Origin of the sequence: Mucilaginibacter sp. (assembly GCF_965277465.1) — a bacterium.
Lineage (GTDB): Bacteria > Bacteroidota > Bacteroidia > Sphingobacteriales > Sphingobacteriaceae > Mucilaginibacter.
This window is the reverse complement of record NZ_CBDICW010000002.1, coordinates 2,212,567-2,236,157: the sequence shown is the minus strand read 5'-3', so window position 1 is coordinate 2,236,157 and position 23,591 is coordinate 2,212,567. Positions and strand designations below refer to the sequence as shown.

The window sequence follows — 23,591 nt, the reverse complement described above, 5'->3', positions numbered from 1 at the left end:
TAAAATAACAACAACAACAATTTATTTATTCAATTAGATGAAATAAATAAAAGTTGATCAATTAAATGTACATTGCAGACGTTTATAAACTATGATCTGCTTTTTGCCTAATAGTCTAAAAAACTTTAATAGTCTAAAAGACTATTATTTCTACAAAAGGCTAATTCATTAGCAAACTTATGAGTCCATTTGATGGACATCTTAGGCTCTCTTAACCACGAGCCAAACAATTTTAACACAATTAACGAGATGTCAAATTACTACGAAGAATCGACCGTTTTAAAGTTTAGCGACTTAAGAAATTTAATTCGTGAAGAATTCAAAAAGCTACTTGATAGTTTAGACGAAAAAAAAGAAACAGCACCTAAGCCGTTAAGTATTCAGCAGTTAGCGGATCGCTATGAAGTTTCAAAAGCTACTGTTCATAATTGGATGAAGCAGGATATTATAAAGGGCTTTAAAATGGGGAAAGGCAGGTTTTTTCATTTAGATGAAATAGAAAAAAGTTTAGCTCAGTACAAGTATTTAGATGTACTGGAGAAAAAAGGCTTAGTTGAAAAACGACGACCTATCTACTAACTTTTTAATCTGAATTTTAAAGCCACATGTTAAAAAAGCATGTGGCTTTTTTGTTGATTTTATCCAATGCCAACTTTTACTCAATTATTATATTGGGGCATGCATAAATAAAGTAAAGTCCCACAACTGGAACTGAATGTACAATGTTACAGACATTGTACATATATAACAAGGAACGAGGAGAACAGAATTTCAATCCTTTTGAAAAGTAATTGAGAAATTATTAAAGGTTAAAAAAAACTAATGACACTGCTTATCTAAACGAATGGTCGATTTAAAGCGATTACACGAAGTTGAAAGTGATAGTAGTAAAATGTACTTAGGCCAATGAATAATTAAACAGGGGGCTTGTTTTCCCTATCCTCTTAAAGGAAATTGCGCTTCTCTTCATAACCTTTTCTAAGGATGGCAAATAACTAATAAGTTTAATCGTAGTCCAGATTTGACATTTATAGAACTAGAATATAATAAATCAACGAGTTCGAAGATCAATAAAGCAGAGTTTGATATTTTATAATTAGAATTTAGAAGATAGAGCAACTCACATAATTATAAGATTGCGCGTATCTCATAAGCTATTAATAAGTTAATAATGTTTCGATGTATTTTTTCATCTCAGGTGATGACGGCTGTAGTCCGTTCAATTCGACGATGTTAAAATCTTTATCTATAATAATAGTTCTTGGTATTCCTATATCTGAGTAGGCACTCATTAAATCTCCTAAGGAGTTCCACTGTAATGCATTTGTACTTTTGTGTACTAATTTCCTTTTCCAAAGCCCCTTATTATTATCAATAGAAAGAGAAATAAATACAATATTGGGATTTTCTTTGTAATTGGTGGCGAGGTCTTCGAAATGTGGTATTTCTGGTTGGCAAGGTGCACACCAAGTAGCCCACATATCTACAATTATAATTTTCCCCTTATAATCTTTAATACTAACCTTTTTTCCTGCTAGATCCTCCGCATGGATATTGACTGCCGGATCTCCTTTTGAAAATCTCAACTTATCGTTTGTCAATTTAAGTAACACTGAACGGTATTGCAAATTAGCAATCTTGTAAATCTCTGGTTGTAAGTCTTTGATCTTTGTTTTATCATTCGCCCTTTTGATATCTCCAGACAAATTAACAGCGTTAGCCCAATCTATTATTTTTAAAGCGTTTTTTGAGGTGCTATCTGTTTTGTTAATAATATCAAATGCGGCATCCTGATAAACTTCAAGATCCAGATATTCAGGATTAAGAAGTCCAGCTTCATAGTTAATTAAATATGGTGCGATCAATTTATTACACTCCGCACTAAAACTAGTTAAAGAATCAGCCTTGATTTTATATACATAGGAATAATACAGTTGGATTTTTAGCAGGCTATTAATTATATCAGCCTTTACGCGGGCAAGTTCAAGCCTTTTAAAGTTTTCTGAAACTTTGGCAGATAACAATAATTTTTTTCTGACCTCACCTTGTTTAATAATGGTATCAATAGTTAAACTAACAGTTCTTCTTACCGCTGAACCGCCATTTAAAAATGAGCCGGATGGCGGTACTGGTGTCCCTCTTAAATACATATTTTCAGCAGCATGAGAGCCTTTAAATTTGGCATTTAAGGGCTCATTGTAATCCAAAAATATGTTTATTTTATCACCTGGTGATAAGTACAATACATTTCTTCCTAACCGAAAATAACCTATACTATTCAGCGGGAATGAGATACTAAAATAGCCGTTTGTATCCGGAATAATTTGATGTGAAAAACCAACAGCGTCTAACCTACTAATTGCACTAACATCAACAAGTGGTAGGCTGTTATTAGAATTTTTAATTATCCCTTTTAAATAAACCATTTTTGGTTTTACCTGAGAGATAGAATAAGATGGCCTGATTAATAAAATGAGGATAAATATTAATAGAAATTTAACTTTCATAAATAAAGGTAACAATATGATAGGAATAGCCTAATCTGTTCTTATAACCAATAAAGTATTAGTACTATACTAGCAACAGTGATAAAAGTACAGGCATAATTTAGAATCTATAGGAATATGATCCTAGCCAATTATTGAGATAGAATTATTCGAAGGAATGTTTATTGTCATCATGGGCCAGTGCTACATTCTTGTAAGAGCCTAACAAGAAGCTCACCAAGTCACTGATATTTAATGGAGGTTCATTTGTATTTATCAATAGTTTATGATCGTTATAGCTAATATTAAGATTGTAATTAGAAGCATCAAAAACCACACTACTTTGTTTCCAGAAATGCATTTTCTTTAGCTCGCTATGTTGCAGGATATAGTTTAGAATGTCAAGCATGCCTTTTGATAGTTGTCCTTTAAAAGAGCCAATAAACGGTTCGGAATACCTTATGCCTTCTTTATAGTATTTACCAGTACTATCAATGTCTATTTTCATTACAGGGCAACTACCCAAGCAATAACCAGAATTAAATATCAATCGTTTAAATTGAATAGTTGGATCGTTACAGTATTTAAGATTTTTAAATTGATAGGAGGAGTTTTTAGCAAGTTTCTTTGCTTTGTCGTTTATTGGTGTTAAGGTTAGTAAACTGTCACCTGCGTGCTAACAATAGAATTTAAAAAGATCAGTATGTGTCAAACCCGATTTATCCGCACTTGTGGTACAGGTATCTACCATTATGATGGTATCACGCAATAATCGAAACCGTTTGTGCTGCTCATATCCGTCAAAATTAAAATCAACCTCGTCATGATAACAGCTTAAATAACCCAAATCGTTAGAAACCCATTTTGCTGAGGCAATATGAAACGGTTGAGCGAATGAGATGCATGGAAGAAGCAAAATGATTAAGACAATTACCTTATTCATATTTTTATGATGCAATAAAAGTCACTAAACGCAAGATGTTATTACTAAAAATGACCCTAATTATTCACTTTTAAAGATATTAAGCATTTCAAACCGAATTTAACTTTTTCATTAAAAGAGAAGTGTACTCTGAATTTATAATTTGAAGTAGCGAACCTAATTAACGTTAGTGGATTATATGGAGTTGTATGCAAATAAAAAGTACGAATTATGTCTTTCTTTTTTTTAAAAATAAATCTTTCGAATAAATCAATTTTATAAAATGTATTTATCAAATTATTCTTCGACAAATCGTCGAGCCAATTAAGCATTTCCAACATCTTTTTTAAGTTGCCGATCCTTTCATTTTTCACTAATGCGGTACTTGTTTCAATATCCTTACTAGTAAGCTCATTGAGTGGATAGCAAAGCATCCTTATTCTACAATAGTCAGCATTAGCCATTTGTTTTGAACGTTCTTTTACAGATACTTGTCCAGTATGCATACGGTAATAAAGTAAAGTTTCTGGAATGTTAGAGATTTGTCCGACTACGGCAATTCTTGTCCATAACTCATAGTCTTCTGCAGGTGAAAATGCTTCGTCATATGACAATTGATAATTATTCAAGAAACTTTTCCTAAACATAACTGTCGGATGGCCCAATGCACAATATTCTAATAAAGCTATTTTAATTTCTTCGTTTTCTGTTGGATATTTAATTGTTTCTTTCGTGGATGACAATTCATACCAAGACCCACAAATGGCGATGTTTGGGTTTGAATTTAAAAATGTTACTTGTTTTTCCAACCTCTTTAAATGACTAACATCATCCCCGTCCATTCGTGCAATCAATTCGCCTTTTGCAATTTTAAGGGCCATATTTAGACTTGATACATAGCCGGTATTTTTCAACTTTTGAATAAAGTTAATTCTTTGATCCTTATATTCATTTATTATGGTAACGGTATCGTCCGTGGAGCAGTCATCTATTATAATCAATTCAAAATCAACAAAGCTCTGATTTAATATGCTATCTATCGCTTCTTTGATGAATTTTTCACAATTAAAGACAGGCATAATAACACTCACTAAAGGAAGAGATCTCATAGACTATTTATTAAATTTATAATAATGGTTTTAATCTTCGTTATTTAGATATGAATGGTTCAGCACTTCGTCGAGGTGCGCTTTTTCGTGCCGGGCGGTTATGCCCATGCGGATGCGCGCATCTTTGAGGGACACGGCGGGATAATTGATCTGGTTGGCGTATACGCCTTTTTGCTGTAAGGCGAAGCATACTTTGGCATTCTTGATCTTGTCGCCGATCCGGACGGGAAAAATAGCAGATTCGGTACTTCCGATATTTAAGCCTAACTCCAAAAGTCCCTGGCGGAAATACTTGATATTGGCATGTAACGCGGACATCCAAAGCGGCTCTTCGTCCACCAGCTCGATCGCCTTTACTATTGCCAAAGCAGCAGGGGTTGAACTGGCTGAAAATAAGTGCTGCCGGCTTTGGTATTTTAAATAATTGACCATCTCTTCACCGGCCACCACGTAGCCGCCGATGTGCCCGAAGGTCTTGCTGAAGGTCCCGGTGATCAGGTCGATATCCTCCCAGGCATCACAGGCTTCGATCAGGCCCCGGCCAGTCTTGCCGATGACACCTGTGCCGTGCGCATCATCCACCATGAGCTTCGCGCCATACTTTTTACAGAGGGCAATGATCTCCTTCAAGGGTGCCAGGTCGCCATCCTGTGAAAAGACGCCGTCAATAATGACCAGGAGTAAAGGGTGCTTTCCGGCTGACATTTTAAGGATATGTTCATAGGCGGCCAGGTCGTTGTGTTTCACGGTTTTCCTGTTCACCATTTGACAGCCTTCCATGACGCTGGTATGCACGCCTGCATCCAAAATAACCAGGTCATCTTTGGTCAGGATACATTGCAGCGACGCGCTGTTGGAGGTGTAGCCGGTGGTGTAGATGATGGCGTGTTCTTTACGAAAAAACCTGGCGATCTTCTTTTCCAGTAGTTCATGGTAATCGTAGTGCCCGCCGATGGCCGGGGATGCTCCGGCACCCGCCCCATATTTCATAATCCCTGCTACGGCCGCCTGCTTAACCGCCGGATGTTGCGTAAAACCCAGGTAGTCGTTGGATACCAAACTGATCAGCTTTTTGCCGTTCATTTCGATCACCGGCCCGCAGCCTGAAGAGGTCAGCAACCTGTAATTCCATTGTCCTTTTTCCGACTGATCATCCAGATAAGACTGGAACATTCTTGCCCGTGCCCAGGCATCCATCCAGGAATATACTCGAAGTCCCGGAAGCTGTTGTTGTCAAAGTTTTGCTTCATTTTTTTGAGATTTGAAGCAAAGCAATGCGGTTTGGGAATAGGCGAAGAGTGTTAACACCCGTGTAATACCAGCCGCCGTGAGCTATACTTGTATAGGGCAGAGAACACCACCCTTCATTAAAACGTCGTAAAAAATTTAAAAAATTAATTTGCAAACAGTAGCATATTTGCTACCTTTGCGTATGATTGTAAGAGAAGTAATTAAGCTGTTAAAGGGGGATGGTTGGTTTGAAGTCAACCAAAAAGGTAGCCACCTTCAGTTTAAGCATCCCTCTAAACCGGGCAAAGTGACGGTCCCGGTGCATGGGGGAGATATTCCGGTAGGAACTCTGAACTCAATTTTAAAACAGGCAGGGCTCAAGTAGCCCCGCCTTTTATAATAGTTTCCAATACAAAAAATTGGCGTTAGTCTGCGTGAAAGCTGTTCAATTAATTACCGTCATAGGCTGTTTAAATGAAGCAGCATTAATTATTTTCAATGAGTGAAAATGTCAAATTAGACCTTGTGATCGAAAAGTCCGATCAAAAGTTATGGGGAAGGGTGACCTATAACGAAAGCCTGATCACTGACGAAGCAAACACAGTTGCGGAACTAGAAACCAATATCAGAAAATTATTGATCGAATTGGAAGATGTAACCAGTGAGATTGAATTTGAACTATTCTATGATGTGTATGCATTATTTGAACAATTCGATTTTATCAATATCACTAAATTCGCCAAGTATGCCGGGATAAATGCAGGCCAATTGCGCCAGTACGCATCCGGTGTCAAAAATCCAAGGAAGGAGCAAGCGCTTAAGATCGAAACAGCCTTGCATCAATTTTCTGCTGAATTACAAAAGGTTTCCGTTTACGCCGCTTAGTCAACATCATTACCCAAAGAAGGCCCTATTCTACCGATAGGGCCTTTTTATTTTCATCTGGCTCCATTAACGGCGTATAAAACTCCTGACATAAGTTAACATCCTGACCAATAATGCTTCCATTTCCTCCAGCATCTTCTGATCCTTGGGATAGGCTTTGGAAATGATGTTGTGGCCAGGATCTCTTCCCCATCTATGGCCAGGCACGAACTGGCGATCTGCTGCGCCAGTTCCTTAAAACTGGTATCGCCAAATACCTTTTGTTCTGCCAGTAATTTAAAGAAGAAAGCGATGCGGTTGACATACATATGGAAATGCAGTTTGGCATGAGTCACTTCCCGCTCATGGGTCTCCACGAAATCAATTTCTTCCTTGATCCATTTTAAAAGGCGGGTGCTGACCGAATTGGCACGGGAATCAAAAGAAGCTGTCCCTATCTGGGTATCTTCCAGCACGAGCTTTTCGCATTGCGCGAGTTCGAGCAACTTGTTCCGCTTGCCGCTGATGGCAGACAGGCGGTTCTGGATATATTTTTTGCAGTAGATATAAAAACGGTCGTCGTTAAAATCGCGCCCGATCAGCAGGGACATCAGCGCCTCCGCCGGTCCGCTGCAGTCGGCATTCGCCCAATCCACGATGTCAAGTTTGGCCTGGTAACCTTTGAGCCAGGTGAAATCGCCCCAGTAAAGTTTATGCTGGGTCCCGATGAACCGTTTGAAGGGGATTCCGGCAATGTCGATCAGGTTTCCGCCGATCCCTTGCTGTTGCAGAATACTGCTGTAGCTCAGCCCTTGAGCAGCAATACTGGCTCTTTGCATTTCAATAAATGCTTTGGGCAGCTTGAGGTTGGGCCTGATCTCATCGGGGATGATCTGCTTGACCGCAGTCAGCAAGTCGATAATGACCAGCACATCGGGGTTCACGCTGTTTGTGATCTCAAAAAGCAGGTCACAAATATTGACCAACTTGCTTAAGGTATTAAAATGGAAGGCGTCACGCTGGGTAAAGTTTTCAATGGAGTTCAGGCTGTGGATGATCGCCTTTTCCAGCCTGGCTTCTACTTGCAGATGGTTGTTGGGTTTGGAGGGGTCAGGGGAATTTTGATCCGCGATTTCTTCTGCTATCGTTTTAAGGTAATCCGTTTCTGTGTTCATACGTTCTTGGTTATAGGTCTAGTAATTCGAACGGAAAGAAGAACACTACCTGGTAAGCGGCTGAGAGATGGAAAACGGGAAAGGGAGAGGATGTGTTTGACTAGCCGTTCGACGTTATTTAATTAATAACGCGGGACGCACAGATCAAGACGCCGGGCTAGGACCCTTATCAAGGAAATGCACGCCCGCGTTAAAGCAGGCGTTGCTCCGGCCACTTTACTGATCCCATAGATTGTGGTAGGATCGGTGAGCGCATTTTGCGGACAGGAAGCTTTGGGCGAATCGGGGCCAAAAACCGCAATGCTGCTCGGCCAGAATACTTTGTCCAGCTTGTACTTACGGGCAGCCTCCAATACATTGAGCAAACCCTTCATGTTCAGGTCCCAGCTTTGCAAGGGCTGCTTTTCGCCGCTTGCTGAAAGCACCGCGGCCAAATCATAGATCTGCGTAATGCCCAGGGTTTCCACCATCCAGTCCAGCGCCTCGCTGTTCAGAACGTCCAATGTGTAACACGGCCCGTCGATGCGCATCTGGCAACGGTCATGGATGTCTGTGGCGACCACATTGTTCAAACCATATTTGTTGGGCAAAGCGGTCACAAGCTCGGTGCCGATCTGCCCGCAGGCACCGGTTACTAATATCTTAACTGTTGACATAAAGCTTAAAATTCCGTTTTTAATGAATGTCATTCAGATTTATTTCAAATACAGGATTTTTTCGAGTTTCACTGATCCCAAACAGGAAAAATTCGACTTAAACCTACAGCACAATAGGGCCATAGGATTTACATTCCTTCAGTACAAAAGCGCTGTCGGTCTGTGTGACAAAAGAAAGGGCGCTGATATGGTCCATTAAAAAAGTGAAATAATCCTGCGGCGATCTGGCGCTGACGTGCAGGATAAAGTTCCAGGCGCCGGAAACCACGAAAACAGCTTGTATTTCCGGCAGCATTTTAACCACATCTTCGAATTTTTCGAGCGTTTCGCTGGTTTGTGGGTCAAGCTTGACAAATAAATTGACCAGCACCGGCCTGCCTGCTTTGTTGCGGTCCAGTAAGGTCACATAGCGCCCGATAAATCCATGCTCTTCGAGTTTGTTGATCCGCTCAGCGACCGGCGTCTGAGTCACGTTGACCAAACCGGCCAACTTGCCCATGCTGATCCGGGCATCCTGCTGCAGCTTGTTCAGGATCTTTTTATCGATGTCGTCGAGTTTTCCGCCTACCATTTTTTTGCTTTTAATAAAGCAGGGTTCCCTCGCGAAACCCTGCTTGCCAATTTTACCTAATTGTTGATTTCAACTATTAAACCAGACCCCGGGTGGGGCTTATTGAGAAGAAACTTTTTCAGGTAACAAAACCAGCCGGATATAATTCTTGCCGGATAAATATTTCTGCGCCATCTCCTTAACCATCTCCGGCGTCACTGCTGTTACCTGCGACTCGTATTGCTGAAAAGCAGACAGGTCTTCCCCATTGATGTTTTGGTCATTCAGGTAAACCTGCCACCAGTTATTGGTCTTCAATGCGATCTCCCGCTGGCGCAATGATTCGGCACGCCATTTATCTACATTGACCTGCGGCGGTCCGGACACCTTTAGTTTCGCGATTTCGTCCAGCGTTGAGGTGATCAGCTTTTCTACGTTTTGAGGCCCGCAGCCAAAAAAGACACCCAATGTATAGCGTTGCTGGGGAAATTTAACACTGCTGGCAAACGCGGAGGGCGCATAAACACCGCTTTCGTCTTCACGGAGGCGTTCCAGCAACCTGATCTCCAGGCACTCTTTCAATGCGTCAAGGACTACATTCTCCTGCTGACTAAAATTAAAACCGCCGCTCCAAATCAATTGAACAGTAGCTCTTGGCTCCGAACCCTTGTAAACGGCTTTTGCAACCTGACCTTCGGGCGGATGAATGCCTAAGTCTTTAGCGGCAACTTCCTGCCCGTTCGCCGGTAGCGCCCCTAAATATTTTTCCAGTAACGGCTTGATCCTTTCCCTCGTAAACAGCATTGGCCTGATAGATGTAATTATAAGCTAATGTCCATATCGAATTAGCATAATAACTATTCGCCGGATCAATGGCGTTAATATATAAATCTAAGGCATTACTATTGTTATTAGTCAACTCATCGCCTGAAATCCCAGTCGTAAAAGCTAAAGAGTAGGGAGAGGCATCTGCTGTCAGCATTGACGAATAAATGCCAAGCATGGCTGAATTCGCTGTCCTATTTTCATTAAAAACATTACTTGTCGCTAACTGGTCTTTTGGCGGATCGATTTCGATAAACTTCCTGCAACCTGTTGCGGTAAAAAGAACCAGGAATATGGTGATATAGATATATGGATATTTCATGATTTTACATTTAAAGGTTTATAGTGAAACTTGTATGCCGTTGTAATTATCCGTAATGTCGGAAGGCCGATGCTGGATCCATAGCTTTGTGTTTCAGGATCTAATCCGTCAAATTTGGTTATGGTGAATAAATTCTGCGCCTGTAAATAAATTCTGGCATTTTGAACTTTTAATTTATTGCAGATTTGTGATGGAAGTGCCCAGGAAAGTGATATGTTTTTTAACCTGATGTAAGAAGCATCCGATATTAGAGCGTCACTTGATTTGTAGCGGCTAAACGCCGTATTAGCAGCCCCTGAGGTAGCAGAGAATCTTTGATATTTTGCTGGGTCTCCCGTATTTTTCCAACTGTCTAAAAATTCAACTGGCATATTTGCACCCGTTTGTAAAAATCTCCCCGGAGCTGTTAACCCTGCGAAACGATACCCCGTTTGCTTGGCAAATTGAAAAAAGAAATCTAGCGTAATCCCTTTATAGGTTAAACTATTCGAGAAGCCGCCGGAATATTTTTGCCCGAAATCAACCGGATATTTGTCTTTATCAGTAATCGATCCGTCTTTGTCAAGATCGGCTACAGTATAAAGCCCGGTCGTTTGGTCAATGCTTGTATATTTATATAAGTACCGCATTGTTAGCGGATATCCCACCGCTTGTTGTGTAGCATAACTGGACCCTTCTATATTGGGGTAGGAAACTAATTTGTTTCTGGGGAAACTAATATTGGCGGAGCTGTTCCAGGTGAAATTGTTTGATTTGATATTGATGGTTGTAAAGTCCATTTCAAGACCGGTGTTTTGAGTAACTGCAGGTAAATTTGCAATGACGCTGTTAAAACCTGTTGTAGCAGGAAGAGAGTACCCGACCAATTGATTGCTGGTCCGATTTTGATAATAACTGGTATTGACTAAGATGTGATTGTTCAGAAAGCCCATTTCAAGAGCGATTTCTTTTTTGTTAATTGTTTCCCATCCAAAGTAAGGGTTTGCTATTTTAAAAGTCGATAAACCTGAAGTTCCAAAATAACCAGTAACGGGCCCGTAGAGACTTAAAAATTGGTAATCACCGATCTGATCATTACCGGTTTTCCCTATACTTGCCCGGATTTTCCCCAAACTAATGAACGGGAATTCTTTTTCAAAAAAGTTCTCCCTGGAAAAAATCCACGCTGCACCGACTGCACCAAAATTCCCAAATTGTTGCCCAGGGCCAAATCTGCTGCTACCGTCGCGCCTGCCGGTTAAATTCAAAACATATTTCTCTTTATAATTGTATCCAACCCGTGCAAATACAGCATTATATTTATATTGAGTATAGCCTGTACCAGTACTGATCTGAGTTGCGGCTCCTACACTTTCCAGTAAAGCATCGCTTGAAAATCCTTTTGCATTTGTAATTAGCGCTTTTTGAACAGTTTCTTGCATCGTTGTTGCTACGAGTGCATCCAGGTGGTGGTTTCCAAAAGTCTTAGTATAATTAAGTTGAGGTTCAACAATCCAAGTTTTAACAGCATTATAGCCAATAAAGGACTTTCTGCTGATATCTGTCGGAGAATTTGCTGGGTTGATAGAACTGTAAGGAACAATCGCTGTCTCATTCATTTGGATGGAACTATAACCCAGATTCGCCTTGATTTGTAGCCCAGCTGCTAAAGTATAACTTAGATTTAGGTTATCTACCAAGCTTTCCGTTATGGAATTTGAGGTTTGTTTCAACAGTGCCAAAGGGTTTGGAAACGTATTATTTTGCCAGTTAATCTGACCTTTTGAATCATAAACAGCCGGCGCGTCAGGCGCAGTAAATATGAAGGTTGTAAAATCTGTTTGAGGAAGCTTGTTCGTGTTATTGCTAAAATTTGAAGAGAAATTCGCTCTGAATTTTCTGTTCTCGGAAATATGATTGACATTGACATTAGCAGATGCAATTTGATCGGCGAAGCCTCCCGGAAATACATTGGTTTCCCGGTGATAACCCAAACCGACTAAAAATTGCGTAAGTTCATTACCTCCGGACACGGAAGCCTTGGCATCCGTGGTTTTTGCCACGCCGCCGATGAGCACTTTTTGCCAATCCGTGTATCGGCTATGGTCCCAATTGCCGTTCACGTCATAGGCGAAGGCGGGTATAGTTGCATTATCATTTTTGTAACCTTCTTTTCGCATTGTCAAATACTGCTCAGTGTTCATCAGTTTCAAGCTCCTGGTTGTTTTTCCGGTCCCGCTGTAGAAATTGAAGTCCACTTTGGTTTTTCCCGCTTTACCTTTTTTAGTGGTAATCAAAATCACGCCATTGGCGCCTCTCGATCCATAGATAGCAGTCGCATCCGCATCTTTCAATACATCGATGCTTTCAATATCATTTGGTCTTAGGCTGGTAAACGGACTAAGAGCAAACTGACCGGCTGCATTAATTGTTTCTGATAAAGATTTCGAATTAAAGGGAATGCCATCTATCACATATAGCGGATCTGTTCCATTTGAAAGGCTATTTAGTCACCGAATGTTAACATTTACAGCACCGCCTGCAACGCCGGACGTTTGTGTTACGAATAATCCGGGTATTCTGCCCTCTAAGGCCATAAGCGGATCGTTAACGGGCTGTTTCGCGATATCAGCTGCAGTTAACGTACCAACCGATCCGGTAGAAAGTTCTTTACGGTCATCATAATAACCTTTATTCACGACAACTTCCTTTAAGTTGGTGATTGCCACTTTTAAGGCTATGGTTGCCGGAAAAGAAAGATTTTGAACACTGATTTCCTGGCTTTCATAACCTACAAAAGAAAAAACTAAAATTGCTTTATCATCGGGGACCGTCAAAATAAACCGGCCGTTCGGGTCGGTCATGACACCGTTTTTAGTGCCCTTTTCCGTAACAGTAACGCATGCTAACGGTTGATTACCTTCCCCGATAACGATGCCTTTAATATCGACATTGGCGATAACGCCGTTAACGTGATCAATATAGGTAGTTGCTGTTTTTCTTTTGACCATCACGGTCTTATCAGCGATCTCGTATTGGAGTGGCTGGCCGTCGAATGCTGCTTGCAGGGCGGTTTCGATGGGTACGTTAATAAGTTTGATGGTGCCGGTTTTCAGGTCCTTGAGGTCCTGGGTGGAGTAGATGAAGTCATAGCCGCTTTGGGTACTGATGGATTCGAGCACTTTTTGCAGTGGTGCTTTATTCTCATTCAAGGTGATCTGCGCTTTGGTTGCAGCGCTGACCTGTATGAGGCAAAAGGTAAGGATGATCGCGGTGAGTTTCATGATCCGGATGAGTTGTAGCGGGACACGGGCTGGTCGCCCTTGTTCCGGGATAACATTAATTTTCATTAATTTTGAATTGTCTGATTTTCGTTAGTTTAAATTCTCTCTAGGATTTTATGGTTGACGGTTGACCGGACAGTTAAGCGGGAGTAGGTCGAAGCACTCCTGCTTTTTTGTTTTTACCGGCGCCGTTCTTTTTGGTAGTTGTGCTATCGTATAACGGTTATCCTCCTTCCTTCGATTTTAAAGTGAATGGCCTGTGTATAGGTGATCTTATCTAAAATCTTACTGATGTTGTCAAAGCGGCTGATGGAACCGGTAAAGGTGCTGTCGCTGACGTTGCCATCGTAAACGACGTCGACGTTGTACCAGCGGGACAATTTGCGCATTACGCTTTGTATGTTTTCATCATCAAAGACAAACTTGCCGTTCTTCCAGGCGATAAATTTACTGGTGTTGACCTCGTTAACGGCTATGTTGCCATCAGGTTTAAGGTCCGCCTGTTCGCCGGGCATCAGTATGGTACTGTTATTGAGTTGGATGGAACCTTCCAGCAAAGTCGTTTTGGTGCCCGGCTCATCGCTGTAGGAATTGATGTCGAAATGCGTACCCAATACTTTTACATCCTGTTTAGCGGAAGATACGATAAAAGGATGCGCTTTGTCTTTAGCAACCTCAAAATAGCCTTCACCGGTGAGGGTCACTTTTCGTTCTGTGGTACCCTCAAAGCTTACCGGGTATTTTAAAGATGATGCAGCGTTCAGCCAAACTTTAGTGCCGTCCGGCAACACGACCTGGTACTCGCCGCCCCTTGGCGTTTCGATGGTATTATAACTGGTTTCTTCAGCGGTATGATTGCTATGCGTATTGTCATAAACAATCAGGCCATTGGCGGTTTTTTGAATGTTTTTTCCGGCTTGTTTGGCGATGGTTCCGTTCTTGGCATCGGTCAGCGAGATGCGCTGCCCGTTGCTCAGGGTAAGGATAGCTTTATTGCTGCCGGGCAGTATATCGTTCTTGATTTGGTTGCTGGTCATTTGCTGACCGGCCGGGTTTTTATGCAGGATAAAGTAAGTGCCGGCGGACAAGGCCAGGATAATGGAAGCAGCGGCGGCGATCCGCGGCCACAACCTGATTGGTTTGATATTGACTGGTTGTTCCTGGATCTTGTTCCAGATGCGGGCTTCAGCGCTTTGAAGATCGGCGTCAGTGAATTCACCGGCTTCGGTCGAACGGTATTGCAGCAGCCAGTCCTCCAGCAGTTTGGTTTCCTCCGGTGTAGCGTTACCGGCTTTTAGCTTCCTGAACAGTTGCTGTGCTTGGTCTTCTTTCATGTCTTAATTCGGGAAATTCCCTTTCCTAATACGTGAGACAGCTGAGGATATACCGAGTGGGTAGTCGGAATTGATAATTTTTTAATAAAAATTTAATATGTAGTTATTTTATGCATACACGCACTTGTTATTATCAAATATTATTTTCTATCTTGCTGTTAAATAAGCAGATACCCCGCTTATGACCACCTTATTCACATGAAACGGATCATTACTTGTTGCGACGGTACCTGGAACAGGCCTGGCCAGAAAGACCAGGGCGTGGTAACGATGACCAATGTGCAGAAACTGGCTCATCTTGTCTGCAGCAGCGATCCTGCAGGTACTACCCAATTAAGCCATTATCAGCCCGGTGTAGGGACATCCGGCAATTGGCTCCAAAGGCTGGCTGGTGGTGTCGGTGGTGCAGGGCTCGATCAGAATATCATAGACGCTTACCGTTTTATCGCGCTGAATTACGAGGAAGGCGACCTGAACTATTTGTTTGGCTTCAGCAGGGGCGCTTACACGGCCCGCAGCCTTGGTGGCTTTATTGTCAATTGCGGGATTTTAAAGAAGGAACATATTCATCGTTTGGGAGAAGCCTTTGCGCTTTACCGGGACCGCGATCCCGAAAGTCATCCGAACAGCCAGGCGGCACTGGTCTTTAAAGCTAAATACAGCCATGAGCCTGCGATCCATTTTATTGGTGTCTGGGATACGGTGGGTGACCTGGGTATCCCCTTGCAAATTTTTCAATGGCTGGATGGTAAAAAATACCGTTTCCATGATACGCAGTTGGCAAGTATCGTCAGGTATGCCTATCATGCCATGGCTATTCATGAACACCGTAAATTATTCAATGCGACGCTGTGGCAGCTGAGCGCAAATGGCAAAGCAAAATTGCGCCCCCAAACCCTGGAACAGGTCTGGTTTCCGGGCGCGCATTCTAATGTCGGGGGCGGATACCGGGATACCGCTTTGAGCGATGCCACGCTGGAATGGATGATCGGAAAAGCGGAAGGTGCAGGCCTCGCCTTTAACAAGCCGCTGCCGGCAGATATAAAGCCGGATATTCCAACGGGACTGATCCGTAATTCGCTCAGCATCTGGTGGCGCTTAACCCAACGTTTCGTTACTTTTTACCGTACCATCTTTATCCAGGATGATACTTTTATCGGCCAGGCTGTGCAGACCCCGGTTTACCAGCGGACGGACCTGCCGGTGAATTTGCCGCCGCTTGCTCCCCTCGTCCACCGGTTGTTGCCGGGGGAGGAACTGGTCATGGCCGTGCCGGCGACAACGGCCTATTCTTTTGAAGGGTTGTCGGTACTGGCGGGCGAAACCTATGTCTTTACCTGTGATGGCAGCCAACGGTGGAACGATTCCTGGATCAGCACATCGCCTAAAGGTTATTTTAACCCGCTGGCCTCCCTTTTCGGGATGCGGGTCAAAGGGCAGGCCTGCTTTTGTCTTTGCGGTACTTATGAGTGCCGTGATGAGCTTGCATTCGGCATCGGGACGGGCGCACAGCAGGTGACGAGCAGCGCCGGAATACTTTCTTTTTTTGCGAATGATACACAAGGGTTTTATTTTAATAATAAGGGGCAAGTGAACCTAAGCATTAAACGCATATGATCAATACCAAAGATCTGTTGGCCGACGACCCGAACCGGGATATGGTCATTTCCTTCCGTACCATCCGCCGGGCGGTGGGCTGGCTCGGCATTGCCTTGCCGGTGGTTTGCTATTTCGGGACATGGATCTTTGGTGCGTGTTCCGTGCTGAAGCCGTCGATCAGTGATTATTTTTATACCATTATGGGGAGCGTGCTGGTGGGCGTCATGTGCGCGGTCGCCCTGTTCCTGTTTACCTACAAAGGCCCGGCAAAAATAGATGGCATCCTGAGCGGGCTGGCGGCGACGTTTGCGCTGGGTGTCGCTTTCTTTCCCTGTAATGTTTCCGACGGGCAGTATGCCTGTAATATCATATGCCGGCAGCCCAGCGAGTTGCGCAATACGATTCATTATTGTTCGGCCACCGGTTTTTTTATTGTACTGGCGCTTATGTCGCTCTGGTTATTCCGCCGGACCAACAAAAAAGATCCGGCAAAGCCCAAGCGTTCGCGGAATACCGTTTACCTGGTCTGCGGCCTGATCATGGTCGCCGCTATGGCCGGCATCCTGTCGCTGAAGGTGTTTCACCTGGGTGAAAAGCTGGCCTGGCTGCGCCCGACTTACTGGCTGGAGCTGATCGCTTTATGGGCCTTCGGTATCTCCTGGCTCGTGAAAGGCGAAATCGTTTTAAAAGATCACCCTGTTATACCCCATCATCATGACAAAACTAACTAAAGCCAGTATCTGCATTGGCCTGTCCGGCCTGGTCATCGGCTGGCTCGCCGGTCTCTCCCTTTCCCCGGTTATCGAAGTTGTACTGACGAGCCTGATCTCCCTGCTGGCCAGTTCAGCTGCCTTATTGGTAGGGATGCAAAAGTTCGGGGAAAATGAATTGCCCGAAGGCAAAGGGATCAAATCCGCCCTGCCGGTATTTTTGCTGATCCTGGGCATCGGTATCGGCGCACCCGTTGGCGTGATCGCCCGTACAAATATGTGGTTCGGCAGGACCGTCGAGAACCGTATCAGCGCCTTTACCGACCTGGGCATACCACGCGATACCGCGCTGAAGTATCTCAAGCAATACGAGATCGATCAGCTGAAGGCTGTCCCAGCACCACCCAAAAAAGCCGAAGCGGGCAAAAAGGATGAACCGGCCGCACGCACGCCTAACGATGCGGGTATCTACGCGACCAGAACCGACCTCTGTAATTTGCTGAAACAAAATCATGGTGAAGCCCTGCGGACCATTATGGTCAACTTCGGCGATGCGGATACCAAAGCAAAAGCACTGAAATGCACAGACAGCCTGGCGCTGGAAAAACTTAAAACTCAAATATGCCCATAAAGAAAACGCTAACCGGCCTGCTGCTGGTGACTGGCCTGCCGCTTATGGCTTCCGCGCAGCGTATCGCAACGGGCTATATCTACCAGGTATATGCCGGCGGGCAGAATGCCAGGGAGATCACCACGGAGACCGGGTTCATCTGTAAAAAATATAAGGGCATCCTGACCGCGCTGCATGGCGTGATCGGCAAAACGGTCATCTATGCGATCAACGAAGCGGGCACACCGGTAAACGACCTGTATATTGTCCAGGTAGATGTTGCCAATGATATCGCCCTGCTCGGCGGCCCGTCCAGCCTAGATAAGGTCCAGGGATTGGACGTCGGCGATGAAGCCGGCTTGGTGCCAGGCCAGGAACTCAAGGTCTATGGGCATCCTGTGGGTATGAAATTAAATATCAAGACCGTGACAGCCGGTGACCCGGTAATGGAGACGCTGGACCATTTGATCCCCACTAAATCCACCACCGCATTTATCAACCGGAAAAGTCCGGAGATCGACAGGACCATTTTATATATCGATGGGCCATTGGTACAGGGGCATTCGGGTGCGCCGGTGTTTAAGGGCAATAAAGTGCTTGGCGTGGCTAACGGCGGTGTGCGCGGCGGTGCTGCCGGTATTTCCTGGGCTATCCCAATCAGCAAGATCGACTTGCATGACATTAAGACTGCCGGAGCGGCACTTGGCCTGGTCGCTGCCAGCCATTCTGACGACCTGTTCAGTTTAGATGTCCTGCAGGATATCCCCGACGGACTTAAGCTGGTATATAATGTTACCCCTCAGCTGATTCCTTATGCGTTAGGGCAATTCGATGATGCGAGCCAATTGTTCGTAATCGATTTCAGCGCAGGTGATGACTGCCGGGGTCTGCCTTTTCAATGTACCAACCAGCCTTTGGGGCGGCTGCCTGCAGGTAATTACACCTGTGAAATAATTTACCGCCCTGCTAAAGTAGGGCATCAGGCCGCCATCGGCTTTAACAATTGGATCGCCTACGTCACCAGGAATCTACAGAAAGATGCGCCTAATACCGATCCTGCCAATACTTTGGCGAAAAAGGAAGTAGCGTATGATGAAGCTGACTTTAGCATGGATGGCTTCAAGACCCTGCGGATGAATTTCGTACTGGACAAACCGGGTCAAAGTATATCCGTACCTGTTTTCGGCCCCTCGCATAACTTTACTTTATGGATCAAAGGGATCCGCATTTATCAACGTGACCTAAATTAAAATAAAATGAAAATAAAATTCCTTCTCCTTTTTTTTATCTTATTTACGAACCATGCATTCGCTCAATCTGATTGGCTGATATTAAATTTACCGATGTCAAATTTATTGGGCAAGGAAGTATCCGACTACCATAGCGGACAAATCGATCTGCAAATGAACGGTCAGTATCTTACAGAATTCAAGATCGATACGTTTGCAACTGCGGATGATCTTCAGGAATACAATTCACAGTATCGCAGCTTTCTGACAAAATATTTCCAGCGTAGCAAATCGACGATCCAGGAAGTCAAAGCAAAAAAATTGCTGATCCAGAGTCTTTCCCCCGATGCTTTTCTGTCCATGGACGTGGGAAGTCAGTACGTCTATTCGGGTATATCAGCGGATACCGTAGAAATAACGGTGTCAATGAAAAGGGATATCAACGTTAATTATTCGAAATTTATAAAGGATGCAGCCAAACTGGTTACAGGGTCTGCAAGTAGTGTGGTTTTACCCAAAGTACTCGCATTAGTGGATAGTGTATCTTCAAAGAGTAAAGATAGCGTGACCTATAAAATGAAAGTGGCCAATCCGAATGTATTTTACAAGGTCAAGATCGTTAAGATCGGCAAGCCCAAAACGGATTGGGACCGCTATTACAAATGTTTTTATACCAAGGCGGATGCTGCTGACGGGCCTACTGGCGAAGACATTACACTTACCTATGACGCCATGGAAACGGCCAATGAAACTTTTGCCCTTTACCCGGAATACGGGGGTAAAAAAAGAAAAGATATTAATTTTAAACTAAGGGCCAAGGTTGTCAATGGTGACCTAAAATTATTCTATGTGTATACCACTGGAAAAGTGAAGAATGTGGAAAATGAAACAGAGATACCGGTAGCAGTGGAAAACAAACAGCTTTACTGGAAATTGAATCAAAGTCTGATCTACAGCTTTCCAACAAATGATGGCGAAACGACTAAGCTGGTCTATCTTACTTTGCGGGCAGAAGCTACCGGGCCGAACACGATCGTTGTACACAACGGCGTTAAAGGTTTACCTATTAGCTACCTGAAATATCCGGAGCTTAACCTGGTCTATCCATATTGACCTTAAACTATTTATATAAAAGGTAAAAGATATAGACAATCAGTCCCAGCTTGGTACGGAGGTGTTTGAGCGCCTTTTTCATATGGGTCTCCACGGTTTGTTCAGAGATGGCCAGCGTTTCAGCGATCTCGCGGTTGCTGAGCTGCTGCCTGCGGCGAAGTTCAAACACTTCTTTCGTTTTGGGCGGCAGCAGGTCGATCTCCCGCTGGATGATCTCTTCCAGATTGGCGGCGCGGGCCCGGTGGTCGGTGCCTTCCACCCCGGCACTGATAAATGACCGCAGGCTGGTTAAATGCACTTCCTTGGTATCCTCAAGTTTTAGGTAATTCAGCATCCGGTTCAGTGCGTCGCGGTGAAGATAACTGCTCAGATTGACCTTCAGTTCAAAAGTGCTGAGGTTATCCCAAAGCTTGACAAAAACTTCGTGCACTATATCCTCGGCAGCAGGAAGGTCGTGTAACCTTTTGGCGGTAAAGCTGATCACCAGGGAAGCATAGCGCCTGTAGATCTCGCCGAACGCATCATGGTCATCCGCCTTAAGCAAGGCGACCAGTTCCTGGTCCGGGTGCTGGCTATAAGATGATATTCAGTCGTTTAAAAGCTAATTTAGGGAAATAACGCCTCAATATTAAACATATTTTAACAAATATGTTACAATGCAGCATGACGAAAGCAAAGCGGGATCAATGTCTGACCGGCCAGCCTTCCGTCTTTTGGCGCCAGTCGCAGAGATAAACCGCCGGATCAAATACCGCAGTGAACTGGTTCGATAAGATCACGTTCACGGTGAACTGGTTATAAAAACAAACATTACAGGCCAGTTTTCCGGCGGACACCCCAAAGATCAGATGATGGGCATGCAGCGGGAACTGCGGATAGCGCTGTGCTTTGGGGATCAGCACGACGCCAGGATTCTGGCCGCCAGTGGTAATATAACGGCGCAGGGTATCAAAGGCAGCATCCAGTACAAAGGCCTTTCCTTTCAGCAACGCCAGCGTATTCAAGGCGATCTTGGCGGTGACGCGGTAAAAGTCGTCCGCCACGACGGCAGCCTGGCTAAAACTGATGGGCTGATTTTTAGCTGCATAGGGTGCACTGGATTGACCGACCGCCGCGCGGAGATCTTCAATAAGCTGCGCACTCAGCCCGAAACTGCTGCCGGGATGACGGGCGATATACAAGCGGTCGTCAAAGCCGATAATGGCCTCCTGGATGCCCAGACGGTCACTGGAAATATAAGAGGGTTTTAGACCGGAAGCGCCTGCAAGCAAATTCAGCAACCAGCCATCCGCCTCAGCGGCAGGCACGGTGGCCGGCAGCGTCCACTCTTTATTCCCTGTAGACTGGTCTATACGGACCTGTGGCAAAGCAACGGCCGTTCCCAACGCCAGGTAACCCAAAAAGAAACTTTCCGGCGGGCCGGGCTGGCTGACCAGCATGACTTTGGAACGGGTGACGTCTGCTGGTTTGACACTGCCGCGCTTACCGGGGCCGACCATTTGTCTCCCGATGGCAATGACCGATTCGCGCATAAAGCCCAGTTCCAGTTTGGAGATATCATGGTTGAACTGGTCACTCACGTAACCTTTGGGGAGGGTGTGCCGCCCGCCTATGCCGGCCGGGATAATGTGTTCGGATTGGACGAAGGTCAGGCCGGGGCGGTCGCGGTAATAGATGCAGTTACTCAAGGGGCTCAGCAATGATCTTGTTAACGATTTCCAGCATACCGGCTGATATGCCGTCCCGCAGCGTTGCTTCACCTTCAGGCTGCGCGCTGAGCAATCCGCGAAGTTTTTCAAAGAATTCCTTTTCGGTCCACTTTGGTTTTTCACACCCCAGGTAACGGTCCTGCAAAAACCGGGAAAACAGCCGCAGCTGGTTACCGGTCAAGGTGTCAAATTGTGCCCGGAACTTTTCAAAATCCCAGCTGGCAAAAACAGGCCGTTCGTAATAACGTTCGTTAACCGCTTTGTAAAAGGTCTCCGGGTTGGTTTTAAAGGTTTTGAAAAGATCAATGTCTGTCTGCTGTTCCTGCTGCCGGGCGATCTGCTGGTTTACAGCCACCAGCTTTCTGAAAAGCGTGGCAAAAAGTTCTTTGTTCGGCTGATCTTCACGGACATCGAAATGGTGGTCCAGCATGGGGACATAGGGAAACCTGGCGGCATGCGCTTCCACCGCTGCCGCGAGCCTGGCTTCAACCTCGACCGGATCATACTTCAGGATTTCGGGAAAACGTTCGAGGTAATGGAAAACGGTCAGGTACCTGTCCAGCGAATACTGGCCGGCCACGGCATAGCCATAGAGCTCTTCGGTAAGTCCGCGCAGCTTGGCATTGTCCAGGTCATAACATTGGGGGTAAGACAGTTGGTGCATCACTTCATCCTGGCGGTAAACCTTTTGCCGACGGTCGTCTACAAATCTTTTCAGTTCGGCCTGCAGCGCGGGATAGTCAAACGCATTCCCGCCGGTGATAAAGTCAAATAAGGAAGCATAGAAGTCATAACCTTGTTTATCATAATAACGGTCAATGAACTGTTCACGGTAACTCTTAGGTGCTGCGTCGGTTTCTTTGCCTTTTGCCTTATCGTTTTTATTACCAAAAGCTTCGTGCAGCCGTTCGTTATGCTTGATCTCGTTAATGCCCGCGACATCATCGATCCCTTTGGGATCGGTATAGCTGAGCACCCCGTTTTTGAATTCTATAGTAACCGCCAAACTAAACTGCAAGACGAGGTGGAGTTTATGCAGGTCCCATTCATCGATCTCCCCGGCGTTTAATTTCAGATCATAACAAAGACTATGGAAGACTTGGTCAAAATGCTGCAGGAAATAGATCAAAGTGCGCAGGTTAACCGACCCCGCCTGGCTGAATACAGCAAGGATACGGGATTTCAGCTGATTGAGGTAGCGGTAATATTCGGGGAAGCCGGCATTTTTGTATTTGCCCAGGATGATCTGCCCAAACGTTTCTTCGAAGGTGGAGGTATATTCGATCACCGTACCTATTGTCTTTTCTTTAACTGCCCGGTAGTGTTCCTGCTGCGGGATCTCGTCTTGGTCGGCGATAACGATGACCTTATTGTTATCGTGTTCCACAAGTGAATTCACGAAGCCGACGAATTCATTAATGCTGATGCTTGCTGACAGGCGGTCCAGGTCGTCAAAAATGATCACGAACTCCCGGGTGTCCAGCGCGCTCTTGGAGGTGTTGGTGATATCCTTCAGGTAATCGTCAATATTGCCCGTCCTGGTGAACTGCATCAATCCTCTTGCGACCATCTTGGCCACGCCCATGCTGACCTTGGCCGTATTGTTCTTCAGGAAGGGCAGCAGCTCGAAGGCGAAGAGCGTATAGACCTCATCGATTTGTTTCAGCCCGTAGAGGGAGATATAGATCGGCTTATACCATTTGCGCTGATCGTGATGAACCTTCACCTTACCGATCTGCGGAACGATGTTGTTTTTTACAAAGAAGGTTTTACCGATCCCGCGTTTCCCGTTGATGAGCAGCGCATAATTGGTCTCCAGCTCCAGGTAGCTCCGGATCACTTTTTCAAGGTTATTCGCTTTCGGACGAATGATTGGTGCTTCCAT

Annotated in this window: 23 protein-coding genes; 8 read left to right on the top strand and 15 right to left on the bottom strand. The window is 44.6% G+C overall.

What is annotated here, in order from left to right; translation table 11 throughout:
• Positions 1-249: 249 nt before the first annotated feature.
• Positions 250-579, top strand: a complete 330-nt coding sequence (locus ACQY4U_RS22095; RefSeq protein ID WP_428331637.1) for a helix-turn-helix domain-containing protein — start codon at positions 250-252, stop codon at positions 577-579.
• Positions 580-1,157: 578 nt separating this feature from the next.
• Here ACQY4U_RS22095 and ACQY4U_RS22090 read toward each other — a convergent pair.
• From ACQY4U_RS22090 to ACQY4U_RS22075, 4 genes are all read right to left on the bottom strand, one after another.
• Entirely contained in the window at positions 1,158-2,507 is a 1,350-nt protein-coding gene (locus ACQY4U_RS22090; protein WP_428331636.1) for a TlpA family protein disulfide reductase, read from the bottom strand.
• A 145-nt stretch (positions 2,508-2,652) separates the two neighbouring features.
• Positions 2,653-3,036 carry a DUF6438 domain-containing protein gene (locus ACQY4U_RS22085; RefSeq protein ID WP_428331635.1) on the bottom strand — a complete coding sequence of 128 codons (384 nt, stop codon included), beginning with the start codon at positions 3,034-3,036 and terminating at the stop codon, positions 2,653-2,655.
• Between the two features lie 449 nt (positions 3,037-3,485).
• Positions 3,486-4,517, bottom strand: a complete 1,032-nt coding sequence (locus ACQY4U_RS22080) for a glycosyltransferase family 2 protein (RefSeq protein ID WP_428331634.1) — start codon at positions 4,515-4,517, stop codon at positions 3,486-3,488.
• Between the two features lie 30 nt (positions 4,518-4,547).
• Positions 4,548-5,714: an aminotransferase class I/II-fold pyridoxal phosphate-dependent enzyme gene (locus ACQY4U_RS22075; RefSeq protein ID WP_428331633.1), complete on the bottom strand. Its 1,167-nt coding sequence runs from the start codon at positions 5,712-5,714 to the stop codon at positions 4,548-4,550.
• 235 nt (positions 5,715-5,949) lie between these two features.
• Here ACQY4U_RS22075 and ACQY4U_RS22070 point away from each other — a divergent pair, with 235 nt between their 5' ends.
• The gene (locus ACQY4U_RS22070) at positions 5,950-6,132 is read left to right on the top strand and encodes a type II toxin-antitoxin system HicA family toxin (protein ID WP_428331632.1); all 183 of its coding nucleotides are present in this window, start codon (positions 5,950-5,952) and stop codon (positions 6,130-6,132) included.
• A gap of 113 nt (positions 6,133-6,245) precedes the next feature.
• Positions 6,246-6,632 (top strand): hypothetical protein, encoded by a 387-nt coding sequence (locus ACQY4U_RS22065; protein WP_428331631.1) that lies wholly within the window; start codon positions 6,246-6,248, stop codon positions 6,630-6,632.
• A gap of 95 nt (positions 6,633-6,727) precedes the next feature.
• Here ACQY4U_RS22065 and ACQY4U_RS22060 read toward each other — a convergent pair whose 3' ends face one another.
• The 8 genes from ACQY4U_RS22060 to ACQY4U_RS22025 all read right to left on the bottom strand — a co-directional run bounded on the left by ACQY4U_RS22060 (position 6,728) and on the right by ACQY4U_RS22025 (position 14,736).
• Complete coding sequence (locus ACQY4U_RS22060; protein ID WP_428331630.1) at positions 6,728-7,786, bottom strand: hypothetical protein; 1,059 nt, start codon at positions 7,784-7,786, stop codon at positions 6,728-6,730.
• A 122-nt stretch (positions 7,787-7,908) separates the two neighbouring features.
• Positions 7,909-8,475 carry an NAD-dependent epimerase/dehydratase family protein gene (locus ACQY4U_RS22055; RefSeq protein ID WP_428331629.1) on the bottom strand — a complete coding sequence of 189 codons (567 nt, stop codon included), beginning with the start codon at positions 8,473-8,475 and terminating at the stop codon, positions 7,909-7,911.
• 70 nt (positions 8,476-8,545) lie between these two features.
• The gene (locus tag ACQY4U_RS22050) at positions 8,546-9,013 is read right to left on the bottom strand and encodes an Lrp/AsnC family transcriptional regulator (protein ID WP_428331628.1); all 468 of its coding nucleotides are present in this window, start codon (positions 9,011-9,013) and stop codon (positions 8,546-8,548) included.
• 99 nt (positions 9,014-9,112) lie between these two features.
• Positions 9,113-9,796 carry a M16 family metallopeptidase gene (locus ACQY4U_RS22045; protein ID WP_428331627.1) on the bottom strand — a complete coding sequence of 228 codons (684 nt, stop codon included), beginning with the start codon at positions 9,794-9,796 and terminating at the stop codon, positions 9,113-9,115.
• Positions 9,711-10,139 (bottom strand): hypothetical protein, encoded by a 429-nt coding sequence (locus tag ACQY4U_RS22040; protein WP_428331626.1) that lies wholly within the window; start codon positions 10,137-10,139, stop codon positions 9,711-9,713. The genes ACQY4U_RS22045 and ACQY4U_RS22040 overlap by 86 nt, the downstream gene beginning before the upstream one ends.
• On the bottom strand, positions 10,136-12,592 hold the full coding sequence (locus ACQY4U_RS22035) for a SusC/RagA family TonB-linked outer membrane protein (protein WP_428331625.1): 2,457 nt from the start codon (positions 12,590-12,592) through the stop codon (positions 10,136-10,138). Before ACQY4U_RS22035 ends, ACQY4U_RS22040 begins: the two co-directional genes overlap by 4 nt.
• A 36-nt stretch (positions 12,593-12,628) precedes the next feature.
• A complete protein-coding gene (locus ACQY4U_RS22030) occupies positions 12,629-13,468 on the bottom strand; it encodes a carboxypeptidase-like regulatory domain-containing protein (protein ID WP_428331624.1) in 840 nt (279 codons plus the stop codon).
• A 143-nt stretch (positions 13,469-13,611) separates the two neighbouring features.
• On the bottom strand, positions 13,612-14,736 hold the full coding sequence (locus tag ACQY4U_RS22025; protein ID WP_428331623.1) for a FecR family protein: 1,125 nt from the start codon (positions 14,734-14,736) through the stop codon (positions 13,612-13,614).
• A 198-nt stretch (positions 14,737-14,934) separates the two neighbouring features.
• Between ACQY4U_RS22025 and ACQY4U_RS22020 the strand changes: the two genes are divergently transcribed.
• The 5 genes from ACQY4U_RS22020 to ACQY4U_RS22000 are packed head-to-tail and all read left to right on the top strand — an operon-like array spanning position 14,935 to position 19,997.
• A complete protein-coding gene (locus ACQY4U_RS22020) occupies positions 14,935-16,353 on the top strand; it encodes a DUF2235 domain-containing protein (protein ID WP_428331622.1) in 1,419 nt (472 codons plus the stop codon).
• Positions 16,350-17,066: a hypothetical protein gene (locus tag ACQY4U_RS22015; protein WP_428331621.1), complete on the top strand. Its 717-nt coding sequence runs from the start codon at positions 16,350-16,352 to the stop codon at positions 17,064-17,066. The genes ACQY4U_RS22020 and ACQY4U_RS22015 overlap by 4 nt, the downstream gene beginning before the upstream one ends.
• Positions 17,050-17,676, top strand: coding sequence for a hypothetical protein (locus tag ACQY4U_RS22010; protein ID WP_428331620.1), 627 nt, complete (start codon positions 17,050-17,052; stop codon positions 17,674-17,676). Before ACQY4U_RS22015 ends, ACQY4U_RS22010 begins: the two co-directional genes overlap by 17 nt.
• The gene (locus ACQY4U_RS22005) at positions 17,667-18,905 is read left to right on the top strand and encodes a S1 family peptidase (RefSeq protein WP_428331619.1); all 1,239 of its coding nucleotides are present in this window, start codon (positions 17,667-17,669) and stop codon (positions 18,903-18,905) included. The genes ACQY4U_RS22010 and ACQY4U_RS22005 overlap by 10 nt, the downstream gene beginning before the upstream one ends.
• Positions 18,906-18,911: 6 nt before the next feature.
• Entirely contained in the window at positions 18,912-19,997 is a 1,086-nt protein-coding gene (locus ACQY4U_RS22000) for a hypothetical protein (RefSeq protein WP_428331618.1), read from the top strand.
• A 7-nt stretch (positions 19,998-20,004) separates the two neighbouring features.
• Here the strand turns inward: ACQY4U_RS22000 and ACQY4U_RS21995 are convergent, their stop codons facing one another.
• From ACQY4U_RS21995 to ACQY4U_RS21985, 3 genes are all read right to left on the bottom strand, one after another.
• Entirely contained in the window at positions 20,005-20,541 is a 537-nt protein-coding gene (locus tag ACQY4U_RS21995) for an RNA polymerase sigma-70 factor (protein ID WP_428331617.1), read from the bottom strand.
• A 139-nt stretch (positions 20,542-20,680) separates the two neighbouring features.
• Positions 20,681-21,685: a hypothetical protein gene (locus ACQY4U_RS21990; RefSeq protein ID WP_428331616.1), complete on the bottom strand. Its 1,005-nt coding sequence runs from the start codon at positions 21,683-21,685 to the stop codon at positions 20,681-20,683.
• The gene (locus tag ACQY4U_RS21985) at positions 21,678-23,591 is read right to left on the bottom strand and encodes a P-loop NTPase fold protein (protein WP_428331615.1); all 1,914 of its coding nucleotides are present in this window, start codon (positions 23,589-23,591) and stop codon (positions 21,678-21,680) included. The genes ACQY4U_RS21990 and ACQY4U_RS21985 overlap by 8 nt, the downstream gene beginning before the upstream one ends.